Raw genomic sequence first — 16315 nt, 5'->3', positions numbered from 1 at the left:
TCTACTCCTCCGTATTCCGGGACTCTTCCTGAATCAGTCCCGCTTTAGGGTCAAGGCAATAGTCAATTCGTTGCCCAGTTGTTGCTATTTGGATTCGGGGCAGTTCGCCCGCTTGACTCACAAGCTTCAGTACAGCAGGTTCGTGACCATCCCGATAAACCGTAATAAAATCAACCGACGGTCCAATGTGCCGAAGCATGATGCCTCGTAGCAATCGACTCGGGTCTTCGGCAATACCCGGTGTGCGGATTTCATGCATAATAGAGCCGGGCGCCAGTAGAGTACTTGTGGATACTTCATATTTCCGGCCGGTGCTCACTCCATCATAACGGATATTCCACTCCGTATTTAACGTACAATCCGTCTCATTTTTCATTACGGACAGTACTTCTACTGAGTCATAACCCGCTTCCAGTCCAAGGACTGTCGGAGAGTCCGTCTGGACACGGTGAGGGTCGAACGGTAACACCAAATGTCCCGTCGGATGAAACCATAAGTCTACTTCCTCATCCCGCTCCGTCACCTGCTCAACATGAAACCAATCCAGCAGCCAACCATCGGCCAATACAAGATGCCGGTCTAGAACAGCTCCTTCATAGGCGCCGTCCGAGCGAATCCATAAGTACGTAGCGTTGCCTTCCTGGCGGAATTGCCTGCAGCTTCCGGTATGTGGGGCTTGGGAGCGAGCTCCGATGGTGACCGTGTTATGGCTCGCGGTTTCGGAATACCATTCCTTGCGTAAAACAGATCCGTAAGGAACCATGCCCAGCTCGGGAGTAACCTCCCCCCATCGGTGCATAATCGTGATATGAAGCTTGTCAAAATGTCCATGTGATCCGCCATGCTCTCCGAAATCTGCCAGAACGGAAAGTGGATTGTCCGGGTGGCGGAGCATGGCGAATCCAGAATCCGGCAGTAGGACAGAGTCCCTCACCCTATAACTGGATTGAAGCTCCTTACTCTCACCTACTCCATACAGTACCGCCTCCAGACCAGTCCGTAATCCCTGCCCATATAGATACCTATAAGCATTCGCCAATATTGGCTGGAGACTCGGATCTTTGTACACCGCATCACCTATTTCAAATACTTCAGCAGTTTCTCGGGCGAAAGGAACGCGCGCATAAGGACCATCATGCACGGCTGGAAGCTCCCCGTTATCGCCGCTAAGCTCTACCAGCAACTGAAACATGCCACGGATGGATTGTCCTTGATCACCTTTGGCCTCATAGAGATCAACTCCGAAGCGCCCAGCCATCTCGGCTGCTATGAGATAAGCCCGCAATACAAAAATATGGTAGTATGTGCTGCCCTCAAATTCAAAACCATCTGACTTAACGCCAATGGATAGATGTTGATAGAATCCGCCTTCTCCCTCCAGCAAAGAAGCAAGCTTTTCTCTGGTGCCTTTGGCAGCATATACGCAAGCCAGGCTGGCGTTTAGCCATGCAGTGTAATTGTTCTCTGCATTCTTCTTCTCGTAAATGAGGATGTGGCGGTATTGCTCCATACTCTCCTCCAGCATCGTGAAGAATGCTTGCAAATTCAACTCTTCTTCCTCAGTGAACGTTACTCCATGGTCCACAAGAAGCAGATAGGCCCGAATAAGCGTGGTGGACCAGATAGCCTCCGTCAGCGCCTGATGAAAAGCACGGCCACTAAGCATCCAGGGTTGGGCATCGGGATGAACCGGATACAAGGGGAACTGCTCTGCATAACCGACAAGAATCTTCTGGGCTATGCTGCTATAGAATTCTTCTCCGTCTGCGGCGAATACCGCGGCAGCTTGCAGGGCGTATCGCGCCATCGCCTGATGCCGGTATACCAGCCATGCTCCCCGGTAGGGTTCACCTTCCAGCTTGCAGCCCTTCGGGCAAGAAAAGACAACCGCATCTTGCTCCATAGCATCGAAGATTAGCTCAGTATGATGCTGGGGACATACATATTGGTGCCACCAACCGCCCGGTTCTGTCGGGAGCAGAATCTCTTCTCTCCGGAAGGGATCCAGCTCCATTTTCAATTTCTCCACCTCAAGACCAACCCAGGAAAAAGTATCTGCTTTCTCCTTAAGGTTCATCATCGCATGAACAAGCCTCCGTTAATTTCAATAATTTCGCCTGTCAGATAATCCGACAGCTCTGAAGCGAGGAAGAGTGCCACATTGCTCACATCCTGTGGAGCACCTTCCCGGCCCAGTGGAATCTTTGCAATCGTTGCCTGTCTTGCCGCATCTGCAGTAAAGGTAGCATGGAAAGCGGTCTGACCGATAAATCCGGGAGAGACAGCGTTTACATTAATTCCGTGAGGACTCAGCTCTTTGGCAAGTCCCTTGGTATAAGACCATACTGCAGCTTTACCTGCTGCATAAATGGAAGCCCCCGGTCCGCCGCCGTCATGAGCCGCGAGGGAAGATACATTGATGATTTTCCCGCTTTTTTTGGCAATCATTCCCGCTGCTACAGCTTTGCAGGCAAACACGCATGATTTAAAATTGACGTCCATTACCTTATTGTAATGTTCTTCGTTCATTTCAGTATTGGGGATCCGATTGATCATACCACCCGCATTGTTGACGAGGATATCGATGGTTCCGCCAAAATGCTCCTCTATCTCCTTCACCATATTGTCCAATTCGGCAGGACTTGTTGCGTCTGCCTGAAAAGCATAAGCTTCTCCTCCGGCCTGACGGATTGCGTCGACCGTCTCCTCCGCAGAACCAAGCAAATAGTTTACAGCCACTTTGGCGCCGGAAGCAGCCAAGGTCTGCAAGATTTGCCGGCCGATCCCTGCATTGGATCCTGTAACAAGCGCAATTTTACCCGTTAAGTCAATTTTCATTGCTAATTTCCTCCTAGTAATAGTCTTGTCTGAACACATCTATTTTCTCACTCCGCAGGCATGGATAAGATCAACCGAGTACCTTCATTCTCCACGCTTTCGACGCTTAATCCGTATTGTTCACCGAACACCATTTGAATTCTCCGATGCACATTCATGAGCCCGATCCCACCGGTATGATAGAGGGAGTCTCCTTCCGTATCCGCCAGCTGATTCAGATTCAGCTTCTCACGAAGTTTAATAAGCTGTTCATGGGACATCCCTGCTCCGTTATCCTCTACGAAAACTAGAAACCGATCTCCCTCAATTCTGGCGTCAATTCGAATATAATGCCTGTCTTCAATTCCCTCAGGAAACGCATGCTGAAAAATATTTTCGATCAAGGGCTGAAGTGTCAGCCTGACCATCTTAGCCAGTAGCAGCGTCGGTGGAATCACAACGTCGATTTCGAACTCCCTGCCGATCCGGTGTTTGAGAATCGTCATATAGCTCAGTACATGATTAAGCTCATTGGCAATCCTGATCTCCTCAAGGTTGGTTTGGATAGAGTAGCGCAGCATAAATGCCATAGCTTCCACTATTTCTGTAATTTCATCCGAATCCTGAACGACCGCGTAGCATTTAATAGTCTCTAAAGTGTTATACAGATAGTGTGGATTAATCTGCAGCTGGAGTGCTTGGAATTCAGCCTGATGACGCTCCAGAGCCTCCTTTTGGGTGGTAAGCTCCGCTTCGTATACCCGCTCAATCATTTCAGACAACCGGGTCACCATGAGATTGTAGCTACGCATCAATCCCCCCAGTTCATCCTGACGGCCGTTCATCTCAAGCCTACGCCACTTGCCTTTTTCCGCCTCCCTCATCCCTTCCTTAAGAATCAGGATCGGCTTCGTGATGGATCGTCCGAACCAGATGGCAAGCAATAGTGTGCCAACAAGCGTAAGAGCTCCCACCACCAGTGTGGTCGTACGAATGGTAGAAATAGGCTTGCGCAGCTCGCCAACCGGTATGGATACTACAAGCTGCCAATTGGAATAATCGGATTTTCTCGACACGAACAAATACTCTTTCCCGTCTACCTTTTCCACGACAGAATCATTTGGGTGTTGAAATACGTTCTGAATTTGCTCAGCAGATAACTCAGGATAGTTCTTGTTTCCTTCTGCCCGATATAGGAGCTTGCCGAATTCGTCCATAATAAAATAGGACCCGCCCTGTCCCAGGTCAAGAGGCTCCCATATGCGGGCCAGATCCTCTGCCTTAAATTCAATGGCTACTGTACCCTTCGGGCGATAGGAAGCGATTCCTCTGATCCGGCGGACCATCGTAATAATGTTCTTATCCCCTTCATTCATCACATTCGTGTTGAGAATGGTGATGCGGCCGCTCTCCGGCGTATGTTCGCTTAAGAAGCGGTAGCGTTTCTGCGGATGAAACTTCAGGCTATACGCTTGATTTGAGTTATCATCGCTAATGGCCTTGCCGTGTTCACCGATAACGTATATCAGATTAATCTGGGGATACAGAATAAACAAAGATCGAAACAAATACTTCTGTATGTCATTCGTATATTGATAGTAGGAGAAGCTATTCTCCGGGTCCATATCCAGGAACTCTTTGACTTGATTGTAGGACAGGATGGAGTCGCTAGCCTTTTCATAATTTTGCAAATACAAATCCGTTTGATAGGACGCGCTTCGGATGACTTGGGCAATGGACTTCTCTGAAGATTTATCCAGCTCAGCCGAAGCCTGAAAATAGGAGATAAATCCAACCATGGACAAGGAAAGAAGGATGACGGTCAAAAAGGAGGCAAACAACTTGTTCGACAGACTTTTTCTCATCAATCGATCCCCAGCTGGTTGCGATACTCAGAAGGAGCCAGCCCGGTAAACTTCTTAAATGTCTTCGTAAAATGGGGATGGTCTGCATACCCGACCTCATAGGAAATATCGGTTATCCGAAAGCTTGCATCGGCAAGCAACCTTTTGGCCTTCTCCATCCTACGTTTGATGCGGTAATGTACAAAAGTCTCTCCCGTCGAGTGTTTAAACATCTGGCTGAAGTAAGAGGCATTTAGACCAAGCACTTCCGCCACCTCCTCCAGCGATACTTCCTGGGCGAGATGCTTTTCGATGAATGCTTTAGCTTCCTCTATCGGGTCCTTCGCTTTGCCCTTGCGCTTTCTACGGAGCTCTTCCAATATAGTTGCTGACGCTTCTGCGAAGCAGTGGAATAACTGTTCAGGTCCAGCTGCTGCGGACAAGTCTAACACGCTTTTACCGGGTATGACCGAATTGACAAGGAGCTTCTTCACGAGCAAGGCGTAGCCCTCTTCCAGAAGCTCTTTTTGCTGACTTCGGCTCATCTTGCGCTGGAGGAAGTCAGTTTCCCATTCCTGTAGTACAAGGTACAACCTCTCTTTATCCAAGGTCCAGATGGCATCATCCATACGCATGACCCATTCATCAAGCTTAGCGACAGAAACAAAACTCTCCAGCTTCTTTCTATACGCTTCCAGTTTGGCGATCACATTTTGAAGGTTCACTTTGCTCACGGGCTTCAGGAGATATTCTTTCACTCCATAGGACACGCATTGGCGGGCGTATTCAAAATCACCGTAACCTGAGATAACAACGGTTTGAATATCCGTCTCCATCTCCGACAACCGCCGGCATAACTCCAGTCCGTTTACTTTGGGCATACGGATGTCTGTAAAAAGAAAATCCGGCTGTTCCTCCATAATGAGCTGAATTGCCTCTTCGCCATTCTGAGCCAGCTTGATATTATACGGATGCTCGCTGCATTGCTGGATCATGATAGACAGTCCCTTTCGAATCATGGGCTCGTCGTCTACGATTAATACACATCTCATCCATGGATACCACCTTCCGATTCGTCTCGCTTAACGCGTTCCTATTCTACCACACTATATTAGATCAGGATTTGACGGATCCGACCATCATTCCTTTAACAAAATGGCGTTGAAGAAACGGATAAATCATGATAATCGGAATAGTAGCGACAATGATAACAGCCATTTTGATGCCCTCAGGTGAAGTATGAGCCAAAGAACTATAGACTGAGGAAGCCGGGTCAACGCTGATATCATCCGTCTCGAAGAGCTTCTTCAGCATCACCTGCAGAGGCCATAAGGCCGGCTTGTTGATATAATACAGAGCGCTCATGTACGTATTCCAGTGTCCGACGGCGTAGAAAATCCCCAATGAGGCCATTACTGGTTTGGATAACGGCAGTACCATATTGATGATGATCCGCAGCTCGCCACACCCGTCGATTCTGGAGGAATCTATCAGCTCCTGAGGGAGCTGCATAAAGAAACTTCTCATCACGAAAAAGTTAAAAGCACTGATGGCGCCAGGTATCATGAGTGCCCACAGGGAGTTCATAAGCCCTAAATTTTTGATCAGGATAAAGTTCGGAATAAGAGGGGCGCTGAATACCATAGTGAACAATACTATCATGACGATGTATTTGCGTCCTACAAATTCCGGTCGCGACACCGGATAAGCAAGAGACGCTGTTGCAATCAGATTGATGGCAGTGCCCAGTACCGTAATATAGACAGAGACACCAAACGCCCGCCAAATGGCATGATCGCTGAAAACGTACTGATAATTAATCGCTGTGAATTCCTTTGGCAGCAAACCTACACTGCCATTAATAATTGCTTCAGAGCTGCTAAAAGACTGGGCAATCACATTCAGAAACGGCAGAAACATAGCCAAAGCTAGGGTGGTCAGAAACAAAAGATTGAATACATTAAATAGATTCTGGCCGCGAGTATAGCGTACTTTCATCATCCCTACCTCCATAAAGAGCGATTAATACAGCGATTCACCGGTTGTTTTCTTGCTCAAAATGTTGCCGATGAGCACCAGAATGAGTCCAACTACCGACTTGAATAGCCCCACTGCTGTTGTATAACTGTATTGCTGAGACAGCAGCCCCGCCTTATAGATATAAGTGTCCAGAATCTCCCCGTTCCCGGTATTAAGCGCGTTCAGGAATACCCATACCCGCTCGAAGCCAAGATCAAGAAATCTCCCGATATGGAGAAGGAACAAAATCATAATTGTCGGTATCAGAGACGGCAGCGTAATGGCTAAGGTTTGTTTCCAGCGTCCGGCTCCGTCTACTTCAGCAGCCTCATAAAGATCTGGGTTTATTCCTGCCAACGCGGCCAGATAAATAATCGTACCGTACCCGGAATCTCGCCAAATACCGGAACTGATCAAAATCGTGCGGATGTATGAATTTTCACCAAGAAAATAAATCGGTTCAAAGCCGAAGGTTTTTAAAACTTGATTCACAATCCCCGTTCCAGGGGAGAGGATGCCCAAGGCGATGCCGCTCACAATTACCCAGGATAGGAAATGGGGCATATAAACCACTGTTTGCAAAAAACGTTTATAAAACACAAGCCGTAGTTCATTTAACAGGAGCGCAAGCAATATCGGAGCCGGAAAGGCAAATAAGAGATCATACAAGCCTAGCAGGATCGTATTGCTTAAGATTCTTCCAAAATCTTGGTATTGAAACATGGTCTTAAAGTGCTCAAGCCCCACCCATTCACTGCCTGTAAAGCCTTTAAAAATGTTGTAGTTCTGAAACGCAATCACTGACCCGGCCAACGGCAAGTACTTGAAAATGATAAAGTACAAAATCCCGGGAATCGCGATCACATAAAGCGCTCTGAATTTCCACATGTTTGATAGCAGGGACCTTCTAGTGTCGGCTTTGTAGTTAATAAGGTCAATCCCGGTTAACTTAACCTTCATAACCGTTTCCTATAGGTCCTTTTTTCAGAAGGTTCGCTGGAGCATTCTCATCTAAGGGAATTTCTTGAAATTCGACGGTAATAAACTGTTCCTCCCGTTCAATAATTCGGGATAACTCCCGCGTGAATACAGTAACGATCTCCTCCTTCTGCTTACTCGTTCGGCCTTCGTACATCCTAATCTCAATATGTGGCATCAGCTTTCCTCCATTTCCTCGAATAGTGAATGAATCTAACCTCATTCTACCTACAATAAAGCGCTTGCAATATGGAGTTTCTATGAGTGAGCTTGTGTTTTCTTTAGGGTATAACCAGTAATAATCGAGCTGCAATTCAAGCGAGCCCCTGAAATAAAAGCGACATCTCTACCATAATCTATGGTAGAAATGCCGCTTTATCATTTTAGATTTTTAATTACTATTTTAATACCCCATATAACTCTCCAAACCGGCTGGATCTATAATGAGCATTTGCTTGTTTCCGATTAGCTCAATAAGACCTGAATCTTCAAACCTTGAGAATTTTCTGCTAATGGTTTCGCGGGTGACCCCAACATAACTGGCCAGCTCTTCACGAGACAACGGAAGGTCAATATGAATATGAGCGCCACGCTGCTTACCATATTTGTCGCTGAGTTCCATGATCATATAAGCAATTCGTATTTCGGGATCTTTGGTTGCCAGGCTTTGCGCCAGATTTTCCGTATGGGCTAGTCTTTTGGTCACACTCTTCAGTAGCCTGAGCGAAATATCCGGATTATCCCTCATCAGCCGCTCCATATCCGTTCGGGTCAGCATGCAAATGTTAGTGTCTTTCAGAGCATAAGCACTGAAGTTACTCAACTCATCGCTGTTAAAAATACTCAGTTCCCCGAAAAAGTCTCCGTTCGTCAAGATGTGCAAAATTTGTTCTTTGCCCTCAGGAGTTGTTTTGGATAATTTAACATGCCCTCGCTGAATAATGTAGAGCGTATCTGACGGCGCCCCTTCCAGAATTAAAGGTTGACCTTTAGTGAACTTACGATGCTTAATCATGGCGCTGATCCGGGAGAGATCGTCATCGCTTAACGCAGCAAAAATAGGCACCTTGCGGGTACAAGGTTCAGCAGCGTATTGGCAAGAATACTCCTTCATAACTGTCCCCCTGTTGTTCATTTTTTTGTACAACTCCTATTTTCCTTTAGGATACAGAAGTTTTTTGTCTTCAACCGGCGCAAAATGACTGGTATCTTCACCGCATACCGGACAGACCCAATCTTCAGGCAAGTCTTCAAATGCAGTGCCTGCAACAACATCCTCATCGGGATCGCCTACTGCCGGATCATAGATATAACCACATGGTAGACAGATATATTTTTTCATCTTTGTCATCTCCTAAAAAGTTAATAGTTTAGTTCAATCTGGTTTGAACTTCAGCCATAATTTCCACTATGCTACTCCCGTTAACATCGACCCCCATAAGGGGGATGCCTTGCTCCACAGCGGTTTTATACCCCAGAGAAGCAGCTGCCCCTTGCCAGGATATCGCACCAATCATTGTGTTATCTTTCACATAGACACGCGTATACGCCCCATTTTCTTCTCCGCTTACTACCGTATCGCAATACTGTTCATCCACGTTGCCTATCGAAAATAAAGAGATGCCAAAGGCGTTAAATAAGGTAACCGGAACAGCTCTACGATACGCAGTCAGATTGGCAACCATATTACTGCCGGCAATCCGGCCCTGCTCAATCGCTCCGCCCCACAGTCCTTCCACATGCCCGTTAACTTCAGCCACATCTCCGGCTGCGTACACATGCGGATCATTTGTTTGCATTTGTTCATTTACGATAATGCCCTGCTGGACTTGAATACTCGAGCCACTTACCAGTTCCGTATTCGGTACAATACCAATAGAGTAGACTACATGGTCACAGGAAAAATGAGATTGGTCGTGCAGCGTAATTCCGGTAACATACTCAGTTCCTGTTATAGACGCCACATCTGCTTGAAGAATAACCTTCACACCTGCTTGTTCAAGGTTCTCCTTAAGTAGCTGTGAGGATTTCTCATCAAGCTGTCTGCCCATCAACCGGTGAAAAGCTTCGATCACCGTTACCTGATATCCAGCTTCATGCAGTGCCCAAGCGGTTTCGATTCCCTGCACTCCCCCACCGATTACGGCTACATGGCTGCCATCCTGCAGGTTTTCTTTCAATCTGTCCGCGTCGTTCACATCCCGGAGGGTATGAACATTGTTCAGGCCGAAGCCCTCAAGGGAGAGTGTACGATTCTTCGCCCCCATACACAACAAAAGCTTATGATAAGAAACACTCTGCCCATCTTCTGTCACAACAATTTGCCGGTCCAGGTGGACAGAACTGATTCGGGTCGAGGTTTTTACGGATATACGGTTATCGCTGTACCATTTTTCCTTTTTAATCAGCACCTTCTCACTGTGCAGGTCGGTAAACAGCCCTTTGGTCAGCTTAATCCGGTTATAGGGCAGTTGACTCTCCTCCCCGAGGATCGAAATTTCCGATTCTGCGTCTTGATCACGGATGGCTTTGGCGGCATGGACGGCGGCTACTCCGCCGCCAACAATAACGTAATGTTTCGTCATCCTATGTTCCTCCCCCTAAAATGAACTGAGTAGCAAATCTGATACAAATTCGGCCGCATTTTTAATTTTTTGAACTTTCTCAGGCTCTTTTGGGGAAAATCTGATTCTTACAGGGAACTCTACATGTGTCATCCCTGTGGATTTAATAACCTCAGATGTGCTTTGCACCGTCATGTTTGTTCCATTTAGATAATCCTGAATGACTTCAATGGCTTCACCACTCCAACCGTAGGAGCCAAAGGCTGCAGCAAGTTTGCCTTCCAGGTTCATTTGGTGCAATTCTTTCAGAATGTTCTCCAGATTCCCAATCATGTCCGCGTATTTAGTGGAGCTGCCGATAAAGACAGCGTCTGCTGACGTTATGCTGTTCAGAATATCGGTGGCACTACTTTTATCTGCATCCCAGACCTCTGTCTCTATATTATTTTCCTGCAAGCAATCCTGTATGATTTTGGCCATCTTCTTGGTACTGTTTTTGATGGTGGTATATACGATGGTTGCCTTTTTTCCTTGCGTCGTTTCACGGCTCAATGTGGCGTACATCCCGATATATTTACGTATGTCCTTCCGGATCACGAACCCATGGGAAGGAGCAATCATCCGGATCTCAAGATCCTTAACAGCCTCTAACAGTGTTCTTACATATCTTCTGTGAGGATGAATAATTGCTGCGTAATAGCCCTGGAAATCTTCCGTAATATCAAACCCGGCTTCATCGCTGAATAGATTCTCCACCGCAACATGCGTGCTGAAAATATCACAAGGAAATAAGATTTGATCTTCGATACAATAGGTGATCATCGTTTCTGCGGTATGGAGATACGGTGTTTCTTTAAATAGCAGCGTTTTCCCGCCAATATCCAGCTTGTCTCCATCTTTAACCACCAGGAAGTTCCGGCTATGAAGCTTGTACATTTCCTGCAATTCGGGAACAGCAATCTCGGTGCATACGATCGTGGCATTTGCAGCCTTGGCGGCGAGAGCTGCCAGTCCACCAGAGTGATCAGGCTCTGTATGATTAATTACAATGTAATGAATATCTAGAAGATCAATCATTTCACCCAGACACTCGGCATATTCACGTCCGAATTCCATATCTACGGTATCAATGACAGTCGGCTTACCTGTTTTTAATAAATAAGAATTATAGGTAGTTCCTTTTGCCAGAATCAGGCGGTGAAATGGAACCTGGCGGTTATCGATTTTGCCTATCCAGTAAGTATCCTCGGTGATTTTTTTGAATTGTGTACTCATTTCTTTAACCTCCAATGTTTGATTGATAATGTTTATCAACAACCTTATTTTATTATGGCTGCCAAACAAAAAAGAGGATTTGAATCAAATTATAAAAGTTTGAAAAAAATGAATACCTTAAATTTAGACGATCTAAATAAAGTGATTATGCGTTGGGTCACATTTTAAATAAAAAGCCACACAAATGTTTGCACTTCGCCTTAAAGAAAGAATAACCCATAACAACTTTATGCCATATCCTAATGAAAATAATAAAAAGGTGGATATCCATGACTGAAATACAAATAGCTGCTGTGGGAGATCTAATGGTCAAACGTTATATTATTTCGGATGCTAAACAGCCTGATGGAACCTATTCGTTCAGCCCCCTGTTTGCAAAAGTAGCTCCTTATCTGAAACAGCCTGATTTGACGATTGGCAATCTCGAAACCACCTTTGCTGGAAGTGGCCCCGAATGCCGGAAAAGCCCACAATCAGGCGGTCCGATATTCAAATGTCCAGACGAACTGGCCCCTGCACTTAAGGAAGCCGGATTCGACGTATTAGTAACGGCCAACAATCATTGCATGGATTATGGTGCCCCGGGTCTGGTTCGGACGTTACGAGTTCTGGACCGTAATGGAATCGACCACACGGGAACAGCTAAATCATTAGAAGAATCCAAGAGAACGCTTATTAAAAACGTCAAAGGAATTACGATTGGCATCCTCTCCTACACAGCAGGAACTAACCGAATTCCTGTACCAGTGAGTAAGCCATGGCTGGTTAATCGGATATCTACGCCCAAGATCATTCGGGAGATTCGAGATTTAAAAAAGAAAGTCGATCTAGTCTTGCTTTATCTGCATTTCGGAAGCGAATATCGTTACACTCCAAACAAGAGGCAAAAAGAGCTGGTCAATCTCTTCTTTAAAAATGGCGCCGACATCATACTGGGGTCTCACCCACATGTTCTTCAACCGTTAGCGCTTCGTGGAAAAAAACAATTCGTTATTTACTCATTGGGGAATTTTGTTTCTACTAAATTAATGAATATTCCTTATACACAAAGCGGTATCATACTTACGCTTAAAATAAAGAAGGATGAAAAAGGAAACACGAGTATAACTAACGTAGGTTACATCCCGACTTGTGTAGATCGAAGAATAAAAAGCGGCAGGAAAATTACAGAGATCATCCCCATCCGCGACGCATTAAAGAGAAGCGCCACCGACATAAAAACAGAGCGGCGAAATCTCATGAATCGAATGTTGAAACATACGACAACAATCTTAAAGAAGGAATAGAAACGTTATTAAAATAGAGAATACAGCAAAAAGCGCTGTTCTACAGAACAGCGCTTTTTGCTCAATATGAAATCGACCTTATTATTCTAGTTCGGCGGGCTTTACAATGGTTGTACCTTTGTTATTCTTGGAATACTTAGCTTCGATTTTCGTGTTGTATGTATCCTTTTCTCCATCACTTATCAGCACATAACTCAGATCGACTGTCAGCTTTTCCGTCTGCCAGGTCTTAGTATTGACGAATAATTTCCACGTTACGCTTTTGGGTTGAACTGTCTCACCATCCCAGAGGTTCTCCTGGTCATAGAGTTTGATTATTCCCTTAGCTGCTGTCGGATCGGTTACCGTGAACTGCAGGACGGTCTGAGCACCGGCAGTGCTGACTTTCATAGATTTTTTATAATTTTTTACCGAATCAAGCATGGAAACAGGATCGTATTGACCTTTGGAGTAAAAAGAATCCCACTCCATCTTCTCCAGTCCAATCCAATACTGTGCATCAGGATCGATTGGCTCACCATCATCGTCGTAACCTTCATCTTCAGATTCATCGATCAGTTCACTTCCGTCTACAAGATAGTAAAACTCCTTGTCATTGGCATATAGACTGTACGATGTTTCTAAAAGACTACTATCAACGGTGCCAGCTGCAGCAAAATTCGGCAGTCGATTAATATCCAGCTTCAGTGTGTTAGTGTTGCTGATACGTACCCCACCGCTCTGAATATCCTGTTTTTTGATCACATCTAAGTGAAAATTCTTTATTGCTTTAGAGGCTGCCGTTACTTTGCTAATCATTTGATCCGCGGTTACTGCTGTTGTGGTAGCTGCAGACACGACTTCAGGATTAGACATCCATCCGATCGTTCCGGACAGCAATAAAGCACCTACTGCCAAACTAGTGCCTATTGTTTTGAAAAAACTGTTCATGTACTTCCCCTTTCGGCCCCTTGCGATAATGTAACGCCGTATAGATCGAAATAATAAAAGAGCTCAAAATAGACTACATATTCTTAGAGCTATCCTTTATGCTTCATAAGACATCCCTATGGCGGCCTGGCGATCATTTCCTTCTGTAGAAAGGCTTTAGACCCATGGCTTTGTGTCATCATCTTTCGATGATTTTACCTTTAACGCGGACATTCAATTAGTTTTAATTAGCTTACGGACGCATGTCCCACCGCTAATTTTATCATGGTTATAATTACCTGTAAACGACTTATCTTCCATTCAAATTCGCTATGATACTCAGAAGAAATACTTCACTCAAAATGAAAAATGAACGATTACATACACTTATAAGTCTTATTAATGAGAACAGCAAAGACAGGGGGTGCAGCAAAATGAGTGACCTAGAAATTTTCGAGCTCTATAAAGAACAAGTATATTATTTTTGTTACTACTTAATGAAAAATCAGGCAGATGCAGAGGATATTTGCCAAGAGGTATTTGTAAAAGTTATCTTAGCGGATAAGTCTAAGGTAAGAAACTTGAAATCTTGGATTTTACGAATTGCTTCGAATGAGTGCAACAGTGTGATTAAAAGGCGTAAGACGGGGTGGATGAAAGAAGTACGTAATTATTTACTATCCAGGTCTGAGGAATCAAACCCTGTAGAAAAACGGTTGGATCGACAGGAGACTAAGAAAGAATTACAAGGGTTATACAGTCAGCTTCCCGACAAAATCAGAATGGTAGTAGTTCTTCGTTTTATAAACGAATTGACTGTACCCGAGATCTCTAAAGTTATGAGCATACCCGAAGGAACTGTAAAATCCAGACTGAACAAGGGACTTAAAATACTAAATAGAATGGGTGGAACCCAACTAAAGGAGCTGAGTAGTAATGAGTCTGTATATTGAAAAAGATAGACATATTCCCCGACCGGATTATGATTTGATGTGGACTGCCATAGAACAAGAAGCATATAAACGTCAAAGAAATCTGAATGCCTCCCAGAATACTCCTAGGCCTAATAAAAAGGTTATTCCTATCAGCATCGTCTTCTCTTGCCTCTTACTTGTCGCTATTCCTGTATTCGCTAGTATGACGATTAATTGGGATAAAATTGGTGGGCGAAGTGTGAGCAATGCATTAAATAACGGCATCGGTCAACAGTATAATCTTCAAGCTTCCAGTTCAGGAGTAACAATGAATTTGAACGGTGTTGTAACTGACGGAGAAAAAATGAAAATGCTGTTATCACTTGATACTAAATCTGATCTATCCCAATATACTGGATTTGCTACAGAGGAAAACACCATGACTAGTGAATCCGGTGCCAAGGCAAAGGTATACGGTTATTTAGAATACGATCCTGAAAGCCAGAAACTCATTGGAGTATATGAGACACCTGATACATTAAAGGATGATAAAAAGGACTACAAGTTTGAAGCACGGAATCTCATTTTTTACCGTAATCAGAATATTCCCTTACAATCTAATCATCAAGCAGGGGATACAATCGATACTGGAGTTAAGCAATATCCAAGCATTCAAATCGAATCCGTTCGACATGTTTCCAATCAAACCATTATCCGTTACAAAGTCGCTGCATCACCATCTGACTTAGGACGGGGTAACCCACATTTGGTAGTTAGTACTGCAGGTCAAGAGAATGAGGCAATTCCAACCATCATGCCTAACGAAGGATCGGATTTATTTATTGAACAGGTTTTCAATATAACTGAATCAGATTGGAAGGAAGCTAGTCTTCATTTTAGTTACATTGAAGAAGCGAAACGAATTTCAGGTACGTGGAAGTTCGATTTTAAAGCAGATGGACAAAAAGCAAGTGAGGCGATTTACACTAAGAAACTGTATAACAGTCCTGAATTTCAAGAAAAGACCGGTATAACCTTAGATCAGCTAGTGGTTACCCCTTTGGATATCCAAATTCTAATAGATGAAAATGATTCGCTTAAAAAAGGAATTGTCCACTATAATACCGCTCAGTTGGTTATAGGTGATAAAACAATCACTGGGGGTTGGAATTTGAAAGGAGATCATTCCGAAAGCTACCAGCATTTATTTCAATTCGAATCTCCGGAATGGTATAACAACTGGTCCGATGTTCCAATGAAACTTATATTAAAGGATGCTGTCATTGAGAAACGTGATACCAGCAAGAATTGGATCACAATAAACAAACCTAAAGAAGAAAAACAGTTCACTTCACTTGATGTCGATGGATTAGAAATTGAATTCACGTACTATACTGAGGGCGAAAATTTGATTGTTGAATCATCATCCAAATCTCGTGGGTTCAAAAGCGTTAACCAAACTACGTTACGGATTAATGGCAAAGAAGTGGTGCCTGAAATTACACCTAAGGGCATGATATCTACAGGAACTAATATTGATAGCTACAAAGATATTCCTTTCGACGAAAAAATCGAACTGAACCCTGGTATCTATAAATATAGCGATCCTAGCCGGAACGAGGAAATTAAACTTTAATACAGGAAGTTAATCTATTGTCCCGCCCTTTCTAGTTAATCCTAAGGGCGGGTTATTTTTGGATAGAATCAAT

The 16315-nt window shown here is 44.5% G+C and carries 15 protein-coding genes and 1 riboswitch; of the genes, 3 read left to right on the top strand and 12 right to left on the bottom strand.

The features are described from left to right. Position 1: 1 nt before the first annotated feature. From PAENI_RS01165 to PAENI_RS01115, 11 genes are all read right to left on the bottom strand, one after another. Positions 2-2080, bottom strand: coding sequence for a heparinase II/III domain-containing protein (locus PAENI_RS01165; protein WP_149643972.1), 2079 nt, complete (start codon positions 2078-2080; stop codon positions 2-4). Next, entirely contained in the window at positions 2077-2838 is a 762-nt protein-coding gene (locus tag PAENI_RS01160) for an SDR family NAD(P)-dependent oxidoreductase (protein WP_149643971.1), read from the bottom strand. Before PAENI_RS01160 ends, PAENI_RS01165 begins: the two co-directional genes overlap by 4 nt. A gap of 47 nt (positions 2839-2885) precedes the next feature. Next, the gene (locus PAENI_RS01155) at positions 2886-4682 is read right to left on the bottom strand and encodes a sensor histidine kinase (protein ID WP_188114449.1); all 1797 of its coding nucleotides are present in this window, start codon (positions 4680-4682) and stop codon (positions 2886-2888) included. Then, positions 4682-5713 (bottom strand): response regulator transcription factor, encoded by a 1032-nt coding sequence (locus PAENI_RS01150; protein WP_149643969.1) that lies wholly within the window; start codon positions 5711-5713, stop codon positions 4682-4684. Before PAENI_RS01150 ends, PAENI_RS01155 begins: the two co-directional genes overlap by 1 nt. A gap of 64 nt (positions 5714-5777) precedes the next feature. After that, entirely contained in the window at positions 5778-6659 is an 882-nt protein-coding gene (locus PAENI_RS01145) for a carbohydrate ABC transporter permease (RefSeq protein WP_149644547.1), read from the bottom strand. Positions 6660-6683: 24 nt separating this feature from the next. Beyond that, on the bottom strand, positions 6684-7640 hold the full coding sequence (locus PAENI_RS01140; protein WP_149643968.1) for an ABC transporter permease: 957 nt from the start codon (positions 7638-7640) through the stop codon (positions 6684-6686). Continuing rightward, positions 7630-7836, bottom strand: a complete 207-nt coding sequence (locus tag PAENI_RS01135; protein ID WP_149643967.1) for a tautomerase family protein — start codon at positions 7834-7836, stop codon at positions 7630-7632. Before PAENI_RS01135 ends, PAENI_RS01140 begins: the two co-directional genes overlap by 11 nt. A 225-nt stretch (positions 7837-8061) precedes the next feature. Further along, the gene (locus PAENI_RS01130; protein ID WP_188114448.1) at positions 8062-8772 is read right to left on the bottom strand and encodes a Crp/Fnr family transcriptional regulator; all 711 of its coding nucleotides are present in this window, start codon (positions 8770-8772) and stop codon (positions 8062-8064) included. A 36-nt stretch (positions 8773-8808) separates the two neighbouring features. Beyond that, positions 8809-9000, bottom strand: coding sequence for a rubredoxin (gene rd, locus PAENI_RS01125; protein WP_149643966.1), 192 nt, complete (start codon positions 8998-9000; stop codon positions 8809-8811). Between the two features lie 28 nt (positions 9001-9028). Next, on the bottom strand, positions 9029-10243 hold the full coding sequence (locus tag PAENI_RS01120) for an NAD(P)/FAD-dependent oxidoreductase (RefSeq protein WP_149643965.1): 1215 nt from the start codon (positions 10241-10243) through the stop codon (positions 9029-9031). 15 nt (positions 10244-10258) lie between these two features. Further along, complete coding sequence (locus tag PAENI_RS01115; protein ID WP_149643964.1) at positions 10259-11497, bottom strand: FprA family A-type flavoprotein; 1239 nt, start codon at positions 11495-11497, stop codon at positions 10259-10261. 269 nt (positions 11498-11766) lie between these two features. On the opposite strand from PAENI_RS01115, the gene PAENI_RS01110 reads away from it, so the two are divergent. Further along, positions 11767-12783 carry a CapA family protein gene (locus tag PAENI_RS01110; protein WP_149643963.1) on the top strand — a complete coding sequence of 339 codons (1017 nt, stop codon included), beginning with the start codon at positions 11767-11769 and terminating at the stop codon, positions 12781-12783. An 81-nt stretch (positions 12784-12864) separates the two neighbouring features. Here PAENI_RS01110 and PAENI_RS01105 read toward each other — a convergent pair whose 3' ends face one another. Continuing rightward, the gene (locus PAENI_RS01105; protein WP_042186872.1) at positions 12865-13713 is read right to left on the bottom strand and encodes a DUF6612 family protein; all 849 of its coding nucleotides are present in this window, start codon (positions 13711-13713) and stop codon (positions 12865-12867) included. 117 nt (positions 13714-13830) lie between these two features. Continuing rightward, a riboswitch (cyclic di-GMP riboswitch) is annotated at positions 13831-13922 on the bottom strand. A gap of 204 nt (positions 13923-14126) precedes the next feature. Here PAENI_RS01105 and PAENI_RS01100 point away from each other — a divergent pair. Together PAENI_RS01100 and PAENI_RS01095 are read left to right on the top strand one after the other, a co-directional pair. Next, positions 14127-14645 carry an RNA polymerase sigma factor gene (locus PAENI_RS01100; protein ID WP_149643962.1) on the top strand — a complete coding sequence of 173 codons (519 nt, stop codon included), beginning with the start codon at positions 14127-14129 and terminating at the stop codon, positions 14643-14645. After that, positions 14629-16242, top strand: a complete 1614-nt coding sequence (locus tag PAENI_RS01095; protein WP_149643961.1) for a DUF4179 domain-containing protein — start codon at positions 14629-14631, stop codon at positions 16240-16242. The genes PAENI_RS01100 and PAENI_RS01095 overlap by 17 nt, the downstream gene beginning before the upstream one ends. Positions 16243-16315: the final 73 nt, after the last annotated feature.

Origin of the sequence: Paenibacillus sp. B2(2019), from assembly GCF_008370385.1 — a bacterium.
Lineage (GTDB): Bacteria > Bacillota > Bacilli > Paenibacillales > Paenibacillaceae > Paenibacillus_AQ.
This window is presented reverse-complemented; position numbering and strand designations above follow the sequence as displayed.